General features: G+C 66.5%; 18 protein-coding genes. 12 read left to right on the top strand and 6 right to left on the bottom strand.

All coding sequences use genetic code 11. The annotated features are described in order from the left end of the window. The first annotated feature begins 8 nt into the window (after positions 1 to 8). From CRT23_RS04185 to CRT23_RS04160, 6 genes are all read left to right on the top strand, one after another. Complete coding sequence (locus CRT23_RS04185) at positions 9 to 1,211, top strand: phosphoglycerate kinase (RefSeq protein ID WP_103708720.1); 1,203 nt, start codon at positions 9 to 11, stop codon at positions 1,209 to 1,211. Positions 1,212 to 1,409: 198 nt separating this feature from the next. Next, positions 1,410 to 2,483 carry a class II fructose-bisphosphate aldolase gene (fba, locus tag CRT23_RS04180; protein ID WP_103708719.1) on the top strand — a complete coding sequence of 358 codons (1,074 nt, stop codon included), beginning with the start codon at positions 1,410 to 1,412 and terminating at the stop codon, positions 2,481 to 2,483. Positions 2,484 to 2,501: 18 nt separating this feature from the next. Then, a complete protein-coding gene (locus CRT23_RS04175) occupies positions 2,502 to 3,164 on the top strand; it encodes a thiamine phosphate synthase (RefSeq protein WP_103708718.1) in 663 nt (220 codons plus the stop codon). Next, positions 3,161 to 4,186: a tetratricopeptide repeat protein gene (locus CRT23_RS04170; RefSeq protein ID WP_245435958.1), complete on the top strand. Its 1,026-nt coding sequence runs from the start codon at positions 3,161 to 3,163 to the stop codon at positions 4,184 to 4,186. The genes CRT23_RS04175 and CRT23_RS04170 overlap by 4 nt, the downstream gene beginning before the upstream one ends. Before the next feature lie 119 nt (positions 4,187 to 4,305). After that, a complete protein-coding gene (locus tag CRT23_RS04165; protein WP_055955245.1) occupies positions 4,306 to 5,100 on the top strand; it encodes an inositol monophosphatase family protein in 795 nt (264 codons plus the stop codon). Positions 5,101 to 5,143: 43 nt separating this feature from the next. Then, the gene (locus CRT23_RS04160) at positions 5,144 to 5,689 is read left to right on the top strand and encodes an adenine phosphoribosyltransferase (protein ID WP_055955242.1); all 546 of its coding nucleotides are present in this window, start codon (positions 5,144 to 5,146) and stop codon (positions 5,687 to 5,689) included. Positions 5,690 to 5,839: 150 nt separating this feature from the next. On the opposite strand, the gene purQ is transcribed toward CRT23_RS04160, so the two are convergent. The 5 genes from purQ to CRT23_RS04135 all read right to left on the bottom strand — a co-directional run bounded on the left by purQ (position 5,840) and on the right by CRT23_RS04135 (position 9,270). Continuing rightward, a complete protein-coding gene (gene purQ, locus CRT23_RS04155) occupies positions 5,840 to 6,520 on the bottom strand; it encodes a phosphoribosylformylglycinamidine synthase subunit PurQ (RefSeq protein WP_103708717.1) in 681 nt (226 codons plus the stop codon). Further along, positions 6,520 to 6,759 carry a phosphoribosylformylglycinamidine synthase subunit PurS gene (gene purS / locus CRT23_RS04150; RefSeq protein ID WP_103708716.1) on the bottom strand — a complete coding sequence of 80 codons (240 nt, stop codon included), beginning with the start codon at positions 6,757 to 6,759 and terminating at the stop codon, positions 6,520 to 6,522. The genes purQ and purS overlap by 1 nt, the downstream gene beginning before the upstream one ends. A gap of 115 nt (positions 6,760 to 6,874) precedes the next feature. Continuing rightward, positions 6,875 to 7,111, bottom strand: a complete 237-nt coding sequence (locus tag CRT23_RS04145) for a hypothetical protein (RefSeq protein WP_055955233.1) — start codon at positions 7,109 to 7,111, stop codon at positions 6,875 to 6,877. A gap of 116 nt (positions 7,112 to 7,227) precedes the next feature. Then, positions 7,228 to 7,830 carry an ActR/PrrA/RegA family redox response regulator transcription factor gene (locus CRT23_RS04140; protein WP_055955230.1) on the bottom strand — a complete coding sequence of 201 codons (603 nt, stop codon included), beginning with the start codon at positions 7,828 to 7,830 and terminating at the stop codon, positions 7,228 to 7,230. 54 nt (positions 7,831 to 7,884) lie between these two features. Beyond that, entirely contained in the window at positions 7,885 to 9,270 is a 1,386-nt protein-coding gene (locus tag CRT23_RS04135) for an ActS/PrrB/RegB family redox-sensitive histidine kinase (RefSeq protein WP_103708715.1), read from the bottom strand. A gap of 191 nt (positions 9,271 to 9,461) precedes the next feature. Between CRT23_RS04135 and phaZ the strand changes: the two genes are divergently transcribed. Both phaZ and CRT23_RS04125 read left to right on the top strand, forming a co-directional pair. Beyond that, positions 9,462 to 10,763 (top strand): polyhydroxyalkanoate depolymerase, encoded by a 1,302-nt coding sequence (gene phaZ / locus CRT23_RS04130; RefSeq protein ID WP_103708714.1) that lies wholly within the window; start codon positions 9,462 to 9,464, stop codon positions 10,761 to 10,763. A gap of 56 nt (positions 10,764 to 10,819) precedes the next feature. Beyond that, positions 10,820 to 11,554 (top strand): SprT family zinc-dependent metalloprotease, encoded by a 735-nt coding sequence (locus tag CRT23_RS04125; protein ID WP_055955222.1) that lies wholly within the window; start codon positions 10,820 to 10,822, stop codon positions 11,552 to 11,554. A 7-nt stretch (positions 11,555 to 11,561) separates the two neighbouring features. Here the strand turns inward: CRT23_RS04125 and CRT23_RS04120 are convergent, their stop codons facing one another. Further along, positions 11,562 to 11,939: a hypothetical protein gene (locus tag CRT23_RS04120; RefSeq protein WP_103708713.1), complete on the bottom strand. Its 378-nt coding sequence runs from the start codon at positions 11,937 to 11,939 to the stop codon at positions 11,562 to 11,564. A gap of 192 nt (positions 11,940 to 12,131) precedes the next feature. Here CRT23_RS04120 and CRT23_RS04115 point away from each other — a divergent pair, with 192 nt between their 5' ends. The 4 genes from CRT23_RS04115 (at position 12,132) to CRT23_RS04100 (ending at position 17,172) form a co-directional block, all read left to right on the top strand. Further along, positions 12,132 to 12,662 carry an invasion associated locus B family protein gene (locus CRT23_RS04115; protein WP_103708712.1) on the top strand — a complete coding sequence of 177 codons (531 nt, stop codon included), beginning with the start codon at positions 12,132 to 12,134 and terminating at the stop codon, positions 12,660 to 12,662. Positions 12,663 to 12,718: 56 nt separating this feature from the next. Then, a complete protein-coding gene (locus tag CRT23_RS04110) occupies positions 12,719 to 13,384 on the top strand; it encodes a hypothetical protein (RefSeq protein ID WP_245435956.1) in 666 nt (221 codons plus the stop codon). A gap of 133 nt (positions 13,385 to 13,517) precedes the next feature. Further along, positions 13,518 to 15,431: a glycosyltransferase family 2 protein gene (locus CRT23_RS04105; RefSeq protein ID WP_245435954.1), complete on the top strand. Its 1,914-nt coding sequence runs from the start codon at positions 13,518 to 13,520 to the stop codon at positions 15,429 to 15,431. Further along, the gene (locus CRT23_RS04100) at positions 15,424 to 17,172 is read left to right on the top strand and encodes a glycosyltransferase (protein WP_245435952.1); all 1,749 of its coding nucleotides are present in this window, start codon (positions 15,424 to 15,426) and stop codon (positions 17,170 to 17,172) included. The genes CRT23_RS04105 and CRT23_RS04100 overlap by 8 nt, the downstream gene beginning before the upstream one ends. The last annotated feature ends 113 nt before the right edge of the window (positions 17,173 to 17,285 follow it).

Raw genomic sequence — 17,285 nt, 5'->3', positions numbered from 1 at the left:
AGGCCCCGATGACCGCTTTTCGAACCCTCGACGATGCCGGCCCGCTGAAGGGCAAGCGCGTTCTCCTTCGTGTAGACTTGAACGTTCCGATGGAGGGCGGGCGCGTCACCGACGCCACCCGCATTGAGCGAATCGTGCCGACGATCAATGAAGTCGCCGATAAGGGCGGCCGCGTCGTACTGCTGGCCCATTTCGGACGACCGAAAGGTAAGCCCGTCAGCTCCGAGTCGCTGGAGCCCGTGGTCGAGCCCCTCAGTCAGAAGCTCGGTCGTCCCGTTGCCTTTGCCGAGGATTGCGTGGGTTCGGCTGCGGCCGAAGCGGTCGCGCGCCTGAAGGACGGGGACGTTGTCCTCCTTGAAAACACGCGCTTCCACGCCGGTGAGGAGAAGAACGACCGGGCTTTCACCGAGCAGCTCGCGGCGAACGGCGACCTCTACGTAAACGAGGCCTTCTCGGCGGCGCACCGGGCGCACGCTTCCACAGAGGGGCTGGCACATCTGCTGCCGGCCTATGCGGGTCGCCTAATGCAGGCCGAACTCGACGCTCTGACCAAGGGGCTTGAGGCTCCTGCCCGCCCAGTCATTGCTCTCGTCGGCGGGGCGAAGGTTTCCTCCAAGATCGACCTTCTCCAAAACCTCGTGGAGAAGGTCGACATGCTGGTCATCGGCGGCGGGATGGCCAACACTTTCTTGCACGCGCAGGGTAAGGCGGTTGGCAAATCGCTTTGCGAGAAGGATCTTGCCGAGACTGCCCTTCGCATCATCGTGGCAGCCAAGGCGGCCAAGTGTCGGATTATTTTGCCGGTCGATGCCGTCTCGGCCTCCGAGTTCAAGGCCAACGCCGCCCACGAGACCGTCACAGTCGATGATGTGCCGGAAACAGGAATGATCCTTGATGCCGGGCCTGCCTCGGTCGCTGAGATCAACGCGGCCATCGACGAGGCCGCCACTCTGGTCTGGAACGGCCCCCTAGGTGCCTTCGAGCTGACCCCGTTCGATGCCGCAACCGTGGCGGCCGCCCGGCACGCTGCCGAGCGGACGCAAGCTGGGAAGCTTGTCTCGGTGGCGGGTGGCGGTGACACGGTCGCTGCGCTGAACCATGCAGGTGTAGGCGAGACCTTTTCCTACGTGTCAACTGCCGGTGGCGCCTTCCTCGAGTGGCTTGAGGGCAAGGAACTGCCGGGCGTCGAGGCCCTGCGCGCCAAGAGTTGATCGCATCCGCAACCCTGCGCGTCAGGGAATGACGGCCGCCGTTCATTGACGCTGTGCCCCCTGGCCGAAATGCTGTCTTGCGAGAGTTGCAACGGATCCGCAAAGGTCCGAAAAGACGACCGAATTCGGATGGATCGCGTTTTTTGGCGCGACGACTGGCGGATCGCCTCGGCGGCGGTCGTATCTGTGGAGAAACCTATGGCCCGCATCACCCTGAGGCAGCTCCTGGACCATGCCGCCGAGCATGAATACGGCGTGCCGGCGTTCAACCTGAACAACATGGAGCAGGGTCTCGCCATTATGGCAGCGGCGGATGCGACTGATTCCCCGGTGATCCTGCAGGCGAGCAAGGGCGCGCGTGCCTATGCCAACGACATCGTGCTGGCCAAGCTCATCGACGGTCTTGTTGAGATTTATCCTCATATCCCCGTCTGCATGCACCTCGACCATGGTAGCGACGAGGCCACCTGTGCCACCGCTATTCAGTACGGCTTCACCTCAGTGATGATGGATGGGTCGCTGAAAGCGGACGGCAAGACCCCCGCCGACTACAACTACAATGTCGAGATCACTCGCAATGTCACGAAGATGGCCCACTGGGCGGGCGTCTCGGTGGAGGGCGAACTCGGTGTGCTCGGCTCGCTCGAAAGCGGACAGGGCGAGGCTGAGGACGGCCATGGCGCAGAGGGCGTGCTGAGTCACGACCAACTCCTTACCGATCCCGACGAGGCTGTGAAGTTCGTCGAAGCCACCAAGGTCGATGCGCTGGCGGTTGCCATGGGCACCTCGCACGGCGCCTACAAGTTCACGCGCAAGCCCGACGGCGACGTCCTGGCCATGAATGTTATCGAGGAGATCCACCGCCGCCTGCCCACGACCCACCTTGTGATGCACGGCTCGTCGTCGGTACCGCAGGACTTGCAGGACATCATCAATCAGTATGGCGGCGAGATGAAGCCGACCTGGGGCGTGCCGGTGGAGGAGATCCAGCGCGGCATCAAGCACGGCGTGCGAAAAATCAACATCGACACGGATAACCGGATGGCGATGACAGGCCAGATTCGGAAGATCCTGGCCGAGAACAAGGCCGAGTTCGATCCGCGTAAATACCTGAAGCCCGCTATGGAGGCCATGACGAAGCTCTGCAAGCAACGCTTTGAGGAGTTCGGTACCGCCGGTCAGGGTTCCAAGATCCGCCCGGTTTCCGTGGCTACCATGGCCAAACGCTACGCCAACGGCTCCCTCGATCCGAAGATCAGTGCGGCGGGCTGAGCGTCAGAAGGACCCTGTATGTCGGAAACTCGCACCCGCCTCGCCCTGCTTAGCCCCCACCGAGTCGAGGCCGGTGACGCCGACGCGCTTAGTGCAGCGATCACGGCCGCCTGTGCGGACGGTGATGTTGCAGCTGTCATCCTGAGGCTTGCTCCCGCCGATGAGCGAAGCTTGGTGAACCTCGTCAAGCGCTTGGCACCGACGGCGCAGGAGGCCGGCGCGGCGGTGGTTGTCGCCTGCGCAAATTTCGACGGCGACCTTGTGAGCGTGTCGGCCCGCGGTGGCGCCGATGGCATCCATCTCGACAAGCCGCGGGAAGGCGACTTACGCGGTCTGCGCGAGCGCTTGGCCGACGGACGAATTCTGGGAGCCGGCGGTCACGAGCAGAAGCACGCCGCAATGGAGGCCGGTGAGGCCGGCGTCGACTACGTCATGTTCGGTGGTCTCTACGCGGATGGGATGGCTCCCGATCCTGAGACGGTTCTTGATCGCGCCGGGTGGTGGACCGAGATCTTCGAGACACCGTGCATCGCCGTCGCACATGCCGCGGATCAAGTTGGGCCGCTCCTGGCCACGGGCGCGGAGTTCCTCGGCCTAGAAAGCCCGCTTTGGATCGGCCAGGACGCTGACGTCGCCACAATCCAAGTGCAGGTTGCCGCTGCCGCGGAGACGGCCCCGTGAGACTGTTGTTCAGCCTTCTGGCTCTGATGTTTGGCCTGTCTGACGGCTGGGCCGCGTCGTCCCTGTCGCCGGAAGCAGCCAAGCCAGCGACGCGTGAGGTCTTCTCTGCCCCTCTGAAGGAACTGCCGACGCCTTATTCGCCTAACGCTATGCGGGCGGTACCCTTCACCGCGAAGCCTAGTGACAAGTCGGCGGATACGGCTTTTGGTGCCTACCAGCGCGGGCAATATACCACTGCGTTTCGCGAGGCGACAAAGCGGATTGCGGCGGATCCGAAGGATGCAGCGGCGATGACGCTGTTAGGCGAGCTCTACAATCAGGGCCTCGGTATCAAGCAGGATCCGGTCAAGGCCGCGGAATGGTACCGCCTCGCGGCGGCGCAGGGAGATGTGCACGCGATGGCGTCGCTGGGTCTGATGTCCATCGACGGGCGGGGCGGCGCCAAAGACATGAAGACCGGCCGACAATGGCTCGAAAAGGCTGCTGAGACCGGCGACACTACGGCAGCCTACAATCTCGCCTTGATTCTCCTGGGGACCGGCACTGAGCCGGATCAAGCTCGGGCTGCCACCCTGTTCCGCGAGGCGGCCGAAGGGGAGATCGGTGCGGCTCAGCACGATCTCGGTGTCCTCTACCTACAGGGGCGCGGTGTGCAGAAAGATCCGACTCAGGCTGCCGAATGGTTTCGGCGTGCGGCGGATAACGGTGATCTGGCCGGCGAGGTTGAGTTCGCCATCCTTCTGTTCAATGGGACGGGCCTGCCGAAAGACGAAACGCGTGCGGCGCGTTATTTCCAGCATGCCGCCGCCCGCGGGAATGCGATCGCACAGAACCGGATTGCGCGTCTGTTCGCGGTCGGGCGTGGCGTTCAAAAGAACTTGGTCGAGGCGGCTGCCTGGAACCTCGCGGCATCTGCGCAGGGTTTGTCCGACGCTTGGCTGGACGAGAACCTGAAAGGCCTCGAGCCGGCCGAGCGCACACGCGCCGAAACGCTTGCTGCCGATAGAGCGAAGGTCAATTAGCGGAGTCCCGTGGGGCAGCCCCGCATTCGATAGGGGTGAGCCGGCGCGCAAACGTGCTATGGCCGCGCCGAATGTTACGTGAACCGACGTTCTTTGAATCGGCCTGGACCTGAAGATCGATGATCAGCTCACCCCTCATGACCGTCATGGTCGACGCCGTGCGCAAAGCGGCCCGCGGCCTCAAACGCGACTACGGCGAGATTGAGAACCTGCAGGTTTCTCGCAAAGGGCCCGGAAACTTCGTCTCGGCTGCCGATCGCAAGGCTGAGGAAGTCCTTAAGGATGCCCTGATGAAGGCGCGTCCGGGCTACGGGCTGATCCTGGAAGAGTCCGGCAATGTCGAGGGCGCGGACAAGAGCCACACTTGGCATGTTGACCCTCTCGACGGCACCACAAACTTCCTTCACGGCATCCCGCACTTCGCTATCTCCGTCGGGCTGGAGCGCGAGGGGCAGATCGTCGCCGGCGTGATCTATGATCCGGCCAAGGATGAACTGTTCGTGGCCGAGCGTGGGAAGGGCGCTTATCTTAACAACCGTCGCCTCCGCGTCTCCGGGCGCACTGACATGGCCGATGCTCTTGTCGCCTACGGCTCGCCATATCTCGGTCGCGGCGACCATCCGAAGCTCCTGCGGGAGGTCGCCGCCGTGATGGCCGTCACCGGAGGTGCTCGCCGCTTCGGATCGGCCGCTCTCGATCTCGCCTACGTCGCCTGCGGCCGCTCGGACCTATACTGGGAGCGCGATCTACAAACCTGGGACATCGCTGCGGGGATCATCCTGGTGCGTGAGGCCGGCGGCTTCGTTACCAGCGCCGATGGTGGCGCCGAGCCGCTGGCAGCCCGTTCGGTCGCTTGCGGCAACGAAATCCTACACGGCGAGCTCGTGAAACTCCTACGCCGCGCCAACGCCTGAGGGGCGCGTCTTCGCCTCCAATCTCCTCGACAAGGGCTCCCCCATGGAAAGCCGCCGCCACATTGCGTTGAAGGACTCGATCCGGTCCATCCCAGATTACCCGAAGCCCGGCATCGTATTTCGCGATATCACCACCCTGCTCAGCGATCCGCGCGCGTTCCGTCGGGCGGTTGATGCGCTGGTGCATCCGTATGCGGGGGGACGCATCGATCAGGTCGCGGGTATCGAGGCGCGGGGCTTTATTCTTGGAGGGGCGGTCGCGCACCAGCTTTCGTCCGGCTTTGTCCCGATTCGCAAGAAGGGCAAGCTACCACATACGACGGTATCGATTGCTTACGCCCTTGAGTACGGCACCGACGAGATGGAAATTCACGTCGATGCCATCAAGCCGGGCGACCGGGTGCTTCTGGTGGATGACCTGATCGCCACCGGCGGCACAGCCTGCGCGGCTGTGAACCTGCTGCGTCGGATTGGCGCTGAAGTGGTGGCGGCCTGCTTCGTCATCGACCTACCGGAGATCGGCGGCGCTCAGAAGCTACGCGACCTTGATGTGCCGGTTCGGACCTTAATGGAATTCGAAGGCCATTGAGCGGTAGCGAGCCCTATGGGGCTTGGAATTGTCTGACCGCGGGGCAGTCGGGAGAGGATACAGAGCCTCTCCGGACCCATCGTTCACCTCGACCCGACCCGCCCTGCCGTTGGCCAGCCTCTTCCTGCGAAGAAGAGGCTTATGAGGGCGCTACGCCGCCAAGCTGGTGAAGAGTCCACGTCCGTCGGTCCCACCGACGAGGTCCTCAACGAAGTTCTCCGGGTGCGGCATCAGGCCGAGTACGTTGAGGTTCTCGGAGTAGATGCCAGCGATGGAATTTAGCGAGCCGTTGCGATTGGCGTCCACCGTGAGGTTGCCCGCAGCGTCCGAGTAACGGAACGCCACCCGTCCATCGCCTTCGAGGCGCGCGATCGTTTCTGCGTCTGCAAAGTAGTTGCCCTCGCCATGGGCTACGCAGACGTCGATGACCTGATTCTTGGCGTAGGCTGACGTGAAACGGGTATCGGCGCGCTCCACCCGGAGCAACTGCCGATGACAGATGAAACGCCGGTCGACGTTCCGCATCAGGACACCGGGCAGGAGGCCAGACTCGCACAGGATCTGGAAGCCATTGCAGATGCCAAGCACAAGGCCACCCCGCGCGGCATGCGCGCGGACGGCGTCCATTGCGGCAGCGCGGCCGGCGATGGCACCGCAGCGGAGGTAGTCACCGTAGGAAAACCCACCTGGCAGCACAGCGAGATCGGTGCCAGCCGGCAGGGCTGTATCCGCGTGCCAGACCTTAACGACCTCGGCACCGGATTGGGCCAGGGCTCGGGCCACGTCCGCGTCGCGATTAGAGCCCGGGAAAACAATGATGGCGGCGCGCATCAGGCGATCTCGATGGCGTAGTTCTCGACGACGGTGTTGGCGAGCAGCTTCTCGCAGGCGCTTTTCAGCGTCGTTTCTGCGGCCGCGCGGTCTTCCTCCGCGATCTCGACGTCGAAGACTTTGCCTTGGCGGACGCTGTCGATACCGGATAGCCCAAAAGATGTCAGGGCCGCTTCGATCGCCTTGCCCTGCGGGTCTAGCACGCCGGTCTTAAGGGTGACGATGATGCGTGCTTTCATGGGTTCGAACTCGTCTGATGTCGGGGCATCCTGCCGATAATCGGGAAATGCCAAGCAGGCAACGCGAAACGGCCCCGGGGGGGCCGCGCGTAAAGGTTGAAGGCGTGATTTCCGCTCAGCGCCTAATGGTTTCTGGTCCGCGCAGGGGCTCAATGCTCGTCGCGCGTCGCCATAGTTGTAGCATCACCCAGGCGGCGAAGAGACTGAACAGCGCCATCAGAACATGGCCTACCGTGTCACCAAGATCGAAAAGACCGGCCAAAGCCCAGCCGGCTGCGATGGCCACGGCGAACACCTCCGTGCCGACGAGAACCATCATGCTCAGGATGGTGACGAAATTGCGCGTGTTCACAGGAGTGTCACCCCGTTGCCAACTTCACGCTCAGGAAACCCGGCGTTGAAACGATGAAGGGCGGCGTAGCGCGAACCGAACCGGTTGCGCAACGTCGCCCTTGTTTTCCCCAGACCTCAGCGCGGAGCACGCTTGGCCAGGATACGCTGGAGCGTCCGGCGATGCATGTTCAGGCGACGCGCCGTTTCAGAGACGTTCCGTCCACAAAGCTCGTAGACGCGTTGGATGTGCTCCCAGCGCACCCGGTCCGCCGACATCGGGTTCTCGGGCGGGTCGGCTCGCTCGCCCGGCTGCGCCATGAGTGTCCCGTGGATCTCATCGGCGTCGGCTGGTTTAGCCAGGTAGTCAAACGCACCGAGTTTCACGGCTGTGACGGCCGTTGCGATATTGCCGTAGCCAGTCAGAATGACCCCTCGTGCATCCGGGCGACGCTCCTTGAGCCGGGCGATGACGTCGAGCCCATTGCCATCGCCGAGCCTCATATCGATGACCGCGAAGGCCGGCGGGCGGACATCGACCATCGAGACGCCTTCGGCGACACTCTCGGCAACCTGTACCTCGTAGCCACGCATCTCCATGGCACGGGCCAGACGCGTCGAGAAAGGCTTGTCGTCATCGACGATCAGCAGCGAACGATCGTGGAAAGCGGCCAGGGGATCATTGTCGGCAAGCTGAGCGATATCGGCACTCGGCGCCGTTGTTCCAGTCTGCGTCAGCATCCGACGCTCCTCCGTAGTTCACGAACCAACTTCGATTGGGTTCTGCTCTGGTCGTTATATAGGTGTCGCACCCGTTTCCGTCAGGGGTTGCCCACTACTCAATTGCGCATGATCGACCGCCAGCGCGCCTCGCTCGAAGATGTGACGCGCCCAGCTGACGCGGACCACCGCGCCCGTCGCCTCGTGTTGAGAGACGTTTGACAGTGTTAACTGAGCTCCGGAGCGCTCAATCAGCGTCTTGGCAATGAAAAGTCCGAGGCCGAGACCGGCGCCGGTGCTGTCCGGGCTGCGTGAGCGATCCGGGCTTCGTGTCGTCACGTAGGGCTCGCCGGCCCTGAGCAGGACCTCGCTCGAGAAGCCTGGGCCGTCGTCCCGAATCTCTAGCCAAACCCGCTCAAGGGTCCAGCGCGCCTCGATGATCACCCGCTCGGTGGCGAAGTCGACGGCGTTGTCCACGATGTTGGCCAACCCGAACATCACTCCCGGATTGCGCTTGCACGCAGGCTCCCGACCTTCGCCCTGGTTCGAGACGTCGAGGATGATGCCCATGGCACGCTGCGGCTCGACGAGCTCTTCCACGAGGTGGCTGAGGCTAACGGTCTGGAGGAAGCCGGCCTCGTCACTATCGAGCGACGTCAGCTTCGAAAGAATGCCGCGGCAGCGATCGACTTGGTCACGTAGGAGCGCCAGGTCCTCCCGTACAGAAGGGCTGGCCGTCGTCGCCAACTGACGGGTCAGTTCCTTGGTCACCACCATGATGGTCCCGAGCGGCGTACCGAGTTCGTGGGCGGCGGCGGCAGCGAGCCCATCGAGTTGCGACAGGTGTTGCTCCCGGGCCAGCACCAGTTCCGTGGCGGCCAGGGCCTGCGCGAGCTGACGCGTCTCCTCCGCAACTTTCCAGGCATAAACCCCCGTGAAGGCCGTCCCGAGCAGGATCGCGGTCCAGATGCCCGAAATGTACAGGAAGGGCAGTTCCAGCCGCCCATCGGCAAACCAAGGCAAGGGGCGGTGCACAAGGGCGAGCAGGGTCGCGAGACCAATTGCCAGGAGACCGAGCGCGAGGGTGCGCTCGGGCGGCAGGGCGGTGGCCGAGATCAGCACCGGGGCGAGGAACAGCAGCGAGAACGGGTTCTGCAATCCGCCGGTGAGGAAGAGCAGAGCGGCGAGCTGGATGATGTCGAAGGCGAGGAGCAGGGCCGCGGAATCGTCGCTGAGGCGGTAGCTTGCAGGAAAGCGGATGCGCAGCGCGAGGTTCAGCCAGGACGAGGTGGCGATCACGAGGAAGCACCACCCGAAGGGCAGTGGCAGGCCCAACCCGAATTGCGCCCCGACCACCGCCGCGCTTTGGCCGGTGATCGCGAGCCATCGCAGGCGCACGAAGGTGTCGAGACGCAGGTGCCGTGCGTCGCGGACGAAGCCGTTGGTGCTCATGTCGATCATATCAGGGGAACGATAGGGCCCGGCTGTCTCGCGTCTATCCCTCCAGGTTCCGACATCCGCTCTTGTCGACATCGCTTTTGCGCTAAATCGAGCGGATCGCATCCGCGCAGATCGATGCGGAGTGCCGTGCCGACGGCGGATTTCGTAGCCGACCCTCGGAAGCGACGTCGGCAAAAGGGGGGGAATGGTCCTTGAACTTGTCCTATCTCTGGTACGAGGCCGCCCGACTGATGACGACGCCGGCGCGACTTGTCGCCGACGTCGCACGGCACAGCCTACAAAACCCCGCCAATCCATTGGCCTACTCGCCCTATGCCCGCTCGATAACGGCCGCCTGCGAGATGTTCGAGCGGGTCACCCGGCGCTACGGCAAGCCGTCTTTCGGCATCGTCAGCACCAATGTCGACGGCACGAGCGTTCCGGTGAGTGAGCGTGTGGTGTGGGAGCGGCCGTTCTGCCGTGTGATCACCTTCGATCGAAGCTTCGTGCGCGGCCCCACTGCGCCACAACCGAAGCTGCTCATCGTCGCGCCGATGTCGGGCCACTACGCCACGCTCCTGCGCGGCACCGTGGAGGCCATGTTGCCCGATCATCAGGTCTTCATCACAGATTGGGCTGACGCCCGCATGGTGCCGATCGGGGTTGGGCGGTTCGATCTGGATTCCTACATCGACTACCTCATCGATATGTTCCGGGACCTCGGACCGGAGCTGCACGTCATGGCCGTGTGTCAGCCGGCCGTACCGGTCCTGGCGGCGGTGGCCGTGATGGAGGCACAGGGCTACGCGCCAGTGCCGCAAACGATGACGCTGATGGGAGGTCCCATCGATACGCGGCGTTCACCGACAGCCGTCAATTGTGTGGCGCAGGAGCGCGGGACGGCCTGGTTCGAGCGCAACTGCATCACCACCGTGCCTGCCGGCTATCCCGGCGTCTGGCGCAGCGTCTATCCGGGCTTTTTTCAGCTGTCAGGGTTCATGGCGATGAACCTCGACCGCCACGTGAACGCTCACGCCGAGATGTTCGACCACCTTGTGACGGGGGATGGCGATTCGGCGGAGAAGCATCGCGAGTTCTACGATGAGTATCTCGCGGTGATGGATCTGACGGCAGAGTTCTACCTCCAGACGGTGAAAACGGTTTTCGTCGATCACGCCCTGCCGAAGGGATCGATGATCCACCGCGGGGCTCGCGTCGACCTCGGCGCGGTTCGCACGTGTGGCATTCTCGCCATCGAGGGGGAAAACGACGATATCTCCGGCGTCGGCCAGACCCAGGCGGCCCTAGACCTCACGCCGAACCTTCCCCCGGAACGGAAAGCGTATCATTTGCAGCACGGTGTCGGCCATTACGGCGTGTTCAACGGGTCGCGCTACCGCACCACCATTGCACCCCGGATCGCCGCCTTCATTCGCCAGATGGGCAATCTTGAACGGGTCGAAGCGGCGATCACCCACCGGCCGGAGCCCGACTTGTCCGAGGCACCGGTGTGAGGACGGAGGCGTCCGCGCCAATGGCGAAGGCGGGCGACAGCGGTTAAGCTGGCGGGATGCGATTGGCGTTGTTGCGCGGGGCGGACCCGGATCACCTCGACATCCTGCACGAGGGTGAGACCCTTCGCGTTCTGCTGCGTCGCCGGCCGACCGCACGCCGTCTCACCCTGCGCGTCTCGAGTGCGACCGGAGAAGTCGTGATGACGCTTCCGACGCGCACCTCGATCGGTGTTGCCCGGACCTTCGCCGTGAGCCACGGAGGATGGATTGCGGCACGGCTCGCCCGCATGCCCGAGCGTGTGCTGTTCGCGGCGGACGCCGTCCTGCCGATCCGGGGTGTGCCTCACCGGGTTCTGCATCGTGATCGTCGAAGCGGACTCACCCGGCTCGAAGTGCTTGCCGCGGAGCCCGTCCTATCCGTTGCCTGCGACGCGCCGCACATCGCGCGGAGGATCACGGATTTCCTGCAGCGTGAAGCCCGGCGCGATCTGACCGAGGCGGTGGCGCGCTACACCGAGAAGCTGGGACAAGGACCGACGCGCATCACCCTGCGCGACACGCGGAGCCGTTGGGGCTCCTGCACGGTGCGCGGCGAGCTGAATTTCTCCTGGCGGCTGATCCTCGCGCCGCCGATGGTGCTCGATTATCTCGTGGCGCACGAGATGGGGCATCTCCGAGAGATGAACCACTCGACACGGTTCTGGACTCTGGTGGGGTCGCTCTGCCCGCATGTGGACGAAGCCGAGCGTTGGCTGAAACGCAACGGCGCCACCCTCCACCGTTACGGCTGAGGTCGTCTCAGCCGCGGACGCGCAGCGCCCGGCCGCGAACGACCTGCTCGGCCGGCCAGGTCGGGCGGGGATCGACATCGCCCGGGTTCAAGGTGCGCGGCGCGACGCTGTCGCAGACCTCGCGCTGGCGCAGGATCACCGGCTGGCCGAACTCGTCTCGACGACGGATGATGCCCCCATCGCGGCAAAATCCCGCGATCTCGGCCGAGCTTCCGCCACGGCGACCGCCCGGCGTGCGTGCCACCGGACGGTGCTCGATCACGAGAGGACCGTCCCGGTTGAGGGAGCGCTCGACATAGGTGGTCTCGCCGACGGGAAGCGGCTCTGCGACGGCCGGACCGGTGAGAGCGAGGGTGGCGAGGAGGAGGGGGGCGCGCAGTCGCATGGATCGGTCCGTTGTCGGGCAAGCGTGGCTGTCAGCACTAGAGGCTGTACGCGCGGCGCGATAGTCGGTTCCCGCAGGCCGGCCTTCGCTTGACATGCGATGGCCCAGCATGGTCGGAACACCCGTGTTTTCCGTTAACGGTTCGCGGGGCGGCGGGCCATGCGAAAGGGTCGACGCGTGGGGTTTCGAGGAATGGCGCAGCTTGCACGCGGCCTGGTCGCCCGGGGCGTCGCGGTCGGCCTGCTCGCTGCGGGAATCCTGCTCGCCGGCTTCGGGCCCGAGGGCGCTGCCGCCCAGGGGATGGTTCGGAACACGTTCGGCGACTGGCAGCTCCGGTGTGAGACACCGGCAGGCGCCAAGGCCGAACAATGCGCCCTGGTGCAATACCTGGCTGCCGAGGACCGGCCGAACCTCACGCTGGTCGTGATCGTCCTGAAGACGGCCGACAATCGAGGCTATCTTCTGCGCGTGGTTGCGCCGCTCGGCGTCCTGCTGCCGTCCGGCCTCGGTTTGAAGATCGATAAGACCGATGTGGGCCGCGCCGGCTTCGTCCGGTGTCTGACGACGGGCTGCGTCGCCGAGGTCGTCATGGATGATGGCCTGATCAAGCAGTTCAGCGGTGGGGCTCAGGCCACCTTCATCGTGTTCCAGACGCCGGAGGAGGGCGTCGGCATTCCTCTGTCGATGAAGGGATTCGCTCAGGGCTTCGATAGCCTCAAGTGATGGCCCCCGCGGGGGTGCGGGTGGGACGGACGGTGCGAAGAGAGCGGGATCTCGGCATGTATCTCAGCATGATGACGGGCCGGCAGCGGTTCGGGCTCCTCCTGGCGGCAACCCTCGCGGCGAGCGGCCTCGGGATCGACGCCACTATCGCGGAGGAGGGTAACTTCTTCACGAACATGCTGAAATACGGCGGAACCTCGGTGCCGCCGTCGCAGCCGGACGATGCCGATCCGCCCTATTGTCCGACGGTGGCGGTTCCGGAAGGGGGGGCGGCGCTCCAGAGCTATGCGGGCCGGGCCGGAGACGGCAGCAGCCTTCGACACCAGGTGACGATCGGTCGTCTCGCCCGGGAATGCGCCAAGCTTCAGGACGGCTCCGTCTCGGTGAAGGTCGGCGTCGAGGGGCAGGTCCTTCTGGGTCCCGTCGGGAAGCCGGGTCGCTTCGATGCACCGGTCTCCATCAGCATCAAGGCCGGCGACAAGGTCGTGCAGTCGCGCGTCCATCGGGTGGCGGTCACGGTGCCCGCGGGTGCGGCGCAGGGGCTGTTCTCCTTCGTCGAGGACAATCTCGTCGTCCCGGCGGCGATGGCCCGCGACTACGACATCGAGGTGCGTCTCGGGGCTGCGCCCCAGAAGGCTGCGCCGCGGAAGACGAGGAAGCCGGCGGTCGCTGCCACGTCGGAGGATCGGGTGGCGGCGCCCGCAACGGATGCTGCCGAGTGAGCTTTGAGCCTGCGCAGGTGATGTCCTGACCGTATCCGGACGCTCCGTCGCCTTCTCGCTCGATGCTACGGATGATCCCCTCTTCGACCACCGGCTTCGCCTCGCCGAGAACGGGCGCGGCTGCTGGATCGTCTTGATCTATCGCGCGAATCCCCGGGTTCGTCCGCTGCGGCCGCTGCTGCGCCTGACCCGCGACGACGGTCGGCGCGAAGTTTTCGTCCTGCCCGGGACGGGGCAGGGGGCGGCCGAGTGGCTCGGCTGGCTTCCGCCGGATACCGCGGCGATCGACCTTGCCACCGATGGACGCAGCGACTTCGTGCTGGAGCGGGTCGGCCTGCGTTCGGAGGCGAGCGTGTTCGCCGAATGCCTGCGCGTACGTCCGCTCCGGGCGATATCCGCTTTCTATCAGAGGCTTAGGCGAAACGAGCGGCGCACCCGCGACATCCTTCGGGGCAGTTGCGGCGTGACCCCGATCGCGGATTTCGCGGACTGGGCGCGCCACCGGGCCCGCGCCGACGCGACTCCGGTACCGGCGGGGCCGGCGGTTCGGCTAATGATGCCGGCCGGGCCGGCGGACGGCGAGCGGGTCGCGGCGACGATCGCGAGCCTGAAGGCCCAGCGTGACACCGCCTGGCGCCTCGTCGTGGGCTGGTCGGACACGGGGCTGGCTGTCGCGGAGGACGATGCGCGGATCGAGCAGCACGTCTGGGCGGCCTCGGCCTGTCTCGGTGATTTCCTGAATGATGACAGCGCGTTGATGGTGCTCGCCCCGGGCGATGCTCTCGATCCGGACGCCCTGGCGATCCTGGTCCGCGCGCTAGCGGAGCCGGATCACCCGCAGATGGTCTACGCGGATTCCCGGGTCGAGGGCCCTGACCCGAGACCGGCGCTGAAGCCGGACTGGAGTCCGGACCTGGCCCTGACCACCGCCTATCCCGGGACGCCGACCCTCTATGCCGGGGGCCTGCTCGAGCGACTGAGGCCTCGTCCGCTCGGAGCGCCGGACGGCTTCGCCCTCCGCCTCGGGTTGGCCGCGGTATACCACGTGGGTTTCGACGAGGTCGCGCATGTCCCGCGCGTTCTCGCCCGCGCGGCGCCTCCGCCGCCGGATTCGGCCGAGCGCCACGCGGCGATTCTCCAGACTCACCTCACCGAGACCCGCCGTCCGGCGCGGGTCGAGGCGAACCCCACCGGGTTCGATCTGCTCTGGGCGTTGCCCGAGCCGCCGCCGCTCGCCAGCGTGATCATTCCGTCGCGGGACCGCCTGGAGCTGATCCGGGTCGCCGCCGACGGGGTGCTCAACGGGACGGACTACCCGGCGATCGAGCTCGTCATCGTCGATAACGGCTCGACCGATCCGGACGTGCTCGCCCATTACGAGACCCTGCGGCAGGATCCGCGGGTCCGCATCCTGTCCTGTCCGGGGCCGTTCAACTTCTCCGCGATGATCAATGCCGGGGTGGCCGGGTCGCGGGGGGCGGTGGTGGTCCTCCTCAACAACGACGTCGCGGTGCTGCGCGAGGATTGGCTCAACGCCCTGGTGCGCCAGGCCTGCCGGCCGGAGATCGGCGCGGTGGGCGCCAAGCTCCTCTATGCCGACGGGACGCTGCAGCATGCCGGCGTGGTGGTGGGCCTCGGGGGGCGGGCCGGGCACATCCTGCGCCGGCGGCCGGCCGATACCCCCGGAATGCTCGACCGGATGCGGGTCGCCCACGAGGTCTCGGCCGTCACGGCGGCTTGCCTCGCGGTCGAGCGGGCCAAGTTCGACGCGGTCGGGGGCCTCGACCCGGACGCCTTCGCGGTGGATTTCAACGACGTCGATTTCTGCCTGCGCCTGAATGCGGCCGGCTACCGGACGATCTGGACGCCGCGCGCCGTGATGGCCCACCTCGAATCGACCAGCCGCGGACCCGCCGTCGGGGCGGCGCGCTTGCGCTTCGAGCAGGAGGCCGACCGCTTCGTCGAGCGCTGGCGCGACACCATCCGTCACGATCCGTATTACCACCCGGTGCTGTCGCTGACGACGTTCGGGGAAGACCTTGAGTAGGAGGGCCGACGCCGCGCTCGCCTTCGCGGGCGTCGCCCGGAATCCGGTCTGGCTGCGCTGGGGCCGTGCCGCCGCGCTCCTGCTCCGGCATCGGGGGGAGGGGCTGGCGATCCTGCGGGCGCGGCTGGCGGGCAAGCGCGTCCGCGCCGGCCAGGCGGCGGCCGCCCTGTTCGGCCTCGATCACGCGGGACTTCTCTGCGGCCCGGCGGCGCAAGGCCGGCTCCTGCGGGCGACGGCCGCCGGGGGCGCGGCCGGGCCACGCGACACCGTCGCAGTCCTGACGCTCGCGGACCTGACATCCGCGGACCTGACATCCGCGGACCTGACATCCGCGGACCTGACATCCGCGGACTCGGCGCAGGGTCGTCCGTCGGAGGCGTCGCGCGCCGGTGCCGAGATTCTCGTGCTCACGGCGCCGGGTCATGCCCTGCTGCCGGGCGCACCCGCGATCCTGGCCGAGGCCTTCGCCCGGAGCCCGGTGCACCAGCTCGCCTACGGCGATGCGCTGCTGAGGTCCGAGACCGGGCTCGCGATGCCGCTGCTGCGTCCGGCCTTCGACCCCGACTACGCCTGCGCGGTGGCGTATTGCGGCCCGGTGCTGGCGCTCCGGGCCTCGGCCCTCGCCGCCCTAACCGAGCGGGAGGGGCCGGTGACCGATGCCCTCGACCTCATCCTGAGGGTGGTGGAGCGGTTTGGGAACGGGGCGATCGGGCACCTGCCGCGCCTGCTCTCCCGCAGCGACGTGGCCTCCACCGGGATGCCGGATCCGGCGGCGCGGGCCGCCACCCTGCGCCGGGCCCTCGACCGCAGGGGCGACCACGCCGTCGCGATCCAGGTGGAGAAGGACGGCGTGCTGACGTTCGCGCACCCGCTGCCGCAGGCGCGCCCCCGCGTCAGCCTCATCGTGCCGACCCGCGACCGGGTCGACCTACTGCGGACCTGCATCACCAGCCTGATCGGGTGTACCGACTGGCCGGAGCGGGAGATCCTGATCTGCGACAACGACAGTCGCGCGCCCGAGACCCTGGCGTATTTCCGGGAGCTGGAGGCGGCGGGCATCGCCCGAATCGTGCCCTGTCCCGGCCCGTTCGACTTTGCCGGCATGAACAATCGGGCCGCGGCCGCGGCGCAGGGGCAGGTGCTGGCCTTCATCAACAACGACGTCGCGGCCCTGCACCCGGACTGGCTCGAGCGGCTGGTACGCGAGGCCCTGCGGCCGGATGTGGGCGCGGTCGGCGCCAAGCTCATCGACGGGCGGGGCCGCATCCAGCATGGCGGCGTGCTGCTCGGGCCGGGCGGCCTCGTCACCCATGCGCACCGATTCTTCTCCGGAGAGGCGCCGGGCTACCTGGCCGGCTTGTGGGCGACCCGCGCGGTCGCGGCGGTCACGGCCGCCTGCCTCGTGGTGGAGGCGCACAAGTTCGCGGCGGTTGGGGGCTTCGATGCGGCGGCCTTCGCGGTCGACTTCAACGACGTCGACCTGTGCCTCCGCCTGAACGCGGCCGGCTACCGCACCCTGTTCGTGCCGGGGGCGGTGCTGCGCCACGACGAGGCGGCGAGTCGGCGCTGGACGCCCGCCGCGCAGGAGCGCCACCGGCGCGAAGTCGCGGCCTTTCAAGACCGATGGGGGCCGCTGCTCGCGCAGGACCCCCATTATCACCCGGGGTTCGACCCCGATCTCGGCACCTATGCGCGGTTGCGTCCGGGCTGGCCTGAGGCGGGCCCGGTCGATCTGCGGTGAGCCTCTCGCGGGCTGCCGGATACGGGAACCCGCGCGCAGCACCCCGTCATCCCGGGGCCGCGCCGCGGAGCCCGGGAGCCGGACACGCAGCGCATGCCGGAGGTGACGCCGTC

The organism is Methylobacterium sp. V23, from assembly GCF_002917135.1.
Classification (GTDB): Bacteria; Pseudomonadota; Alphaproteobacteria; order Rhizobiales; family Beijerinckiaceae; genus Methylobacterium.
The sequence above is the reverse complement of the archived record's forward strand: the minus strand, read 5'-3'. Positions and strand labels throughout refer to the sequence as shown.

Bases quoted from the DNA above. Each gene is read 5' to 3' on its own strand.
- CRT23_RS04115 (WP_103708712.1), top strand. From the start codon at position 12,132: ATGGCGCAGCTTGCACGCGGCCTGGTCGCCCGGGGCGTCGCGGTCGGC.
- CRT23_RS04125 (WP_055955222.1), top strand. From the start codon at position 10,820: ATGCGATTGGCGTTGTTGCGCGGGGCGGACCCGGATCACCTCGACATC.
- CRT23_RS04175 (WP_103708718.1), top strand. From the start codon at position 2,502: ATGTCGGAAACTCGCACCCGCCTCGCCCTGCTTAGCCCCCACCGAGTC.
- CRT23_RS04135 (WP_103708715.1), bottom strand. From the start codon at position 9,270: ATGATCGACATGAGCACCAACGGCTTCGTCCGCGACGCACGGCACCTG.
- CRT23_RS04160 (WP_055955242.1), top strand. From the start codon at position 5,144: ATGGAAAGCCGCCGCCACATTGCGTTGAAGGACTCGATCCGGTCCATC.
- purQ (WP_103708717.1), bottom strand. From the start codon at position 6,520: ATGCGCGCCGCCATCATTGTTTTCCCGGGCTCTAATCGCGACGCGGAC.
- fba (WP_103708719.1), top strand. From the start codon at position 1,410: ATGGCCCGCATCACCCTGAGGCAGCTCCTGGACCATGCCGCCGAGCAT.
- CRT23_RS04120 (WP_103708713.1), bottom strand. From the start codon at position 11,939: ATGCGACTGCGCGCCCCCCTCCTCCTCGCCACCCTCGCTCTCACCGGT.
- CRT23_RS04140 (WP_055955230.1), bottom strand. From the start codon at position 7,830: ATGCTGACGCAGACTGGAACAACGGCGCCGAGTGCCGATATCGCTCAG.
- CRT23_RS04185 (WP_103708720.1), top strand. From the start codon at position 9: ATGACCGCTTTTCGAACCCTCGACGATGCCGGCCCGCTGAAGGGCAAG.
- CRT23_RS04110 (WP_245435956.1), top strand. From the start codon at position 12,719: ATGTATCTCAGCATGATGACGGGCCGGCAGCGGTTCGGGCTCCTCCTG.
- CRT23_RS04165 (WP_055955245.1), top strand. From the start codon at position 4,306: ATGATCAGCTCACCCCTCATGACCGTCATGGTCGACGCCGTGCGCAAA.
- purS (WP_103708716.1), bottom strand. From the start codon at position 6,759: ATGAAAGCACGCATCATCGTCACCCTTAAGACCGGCGTGCTAGACCCG.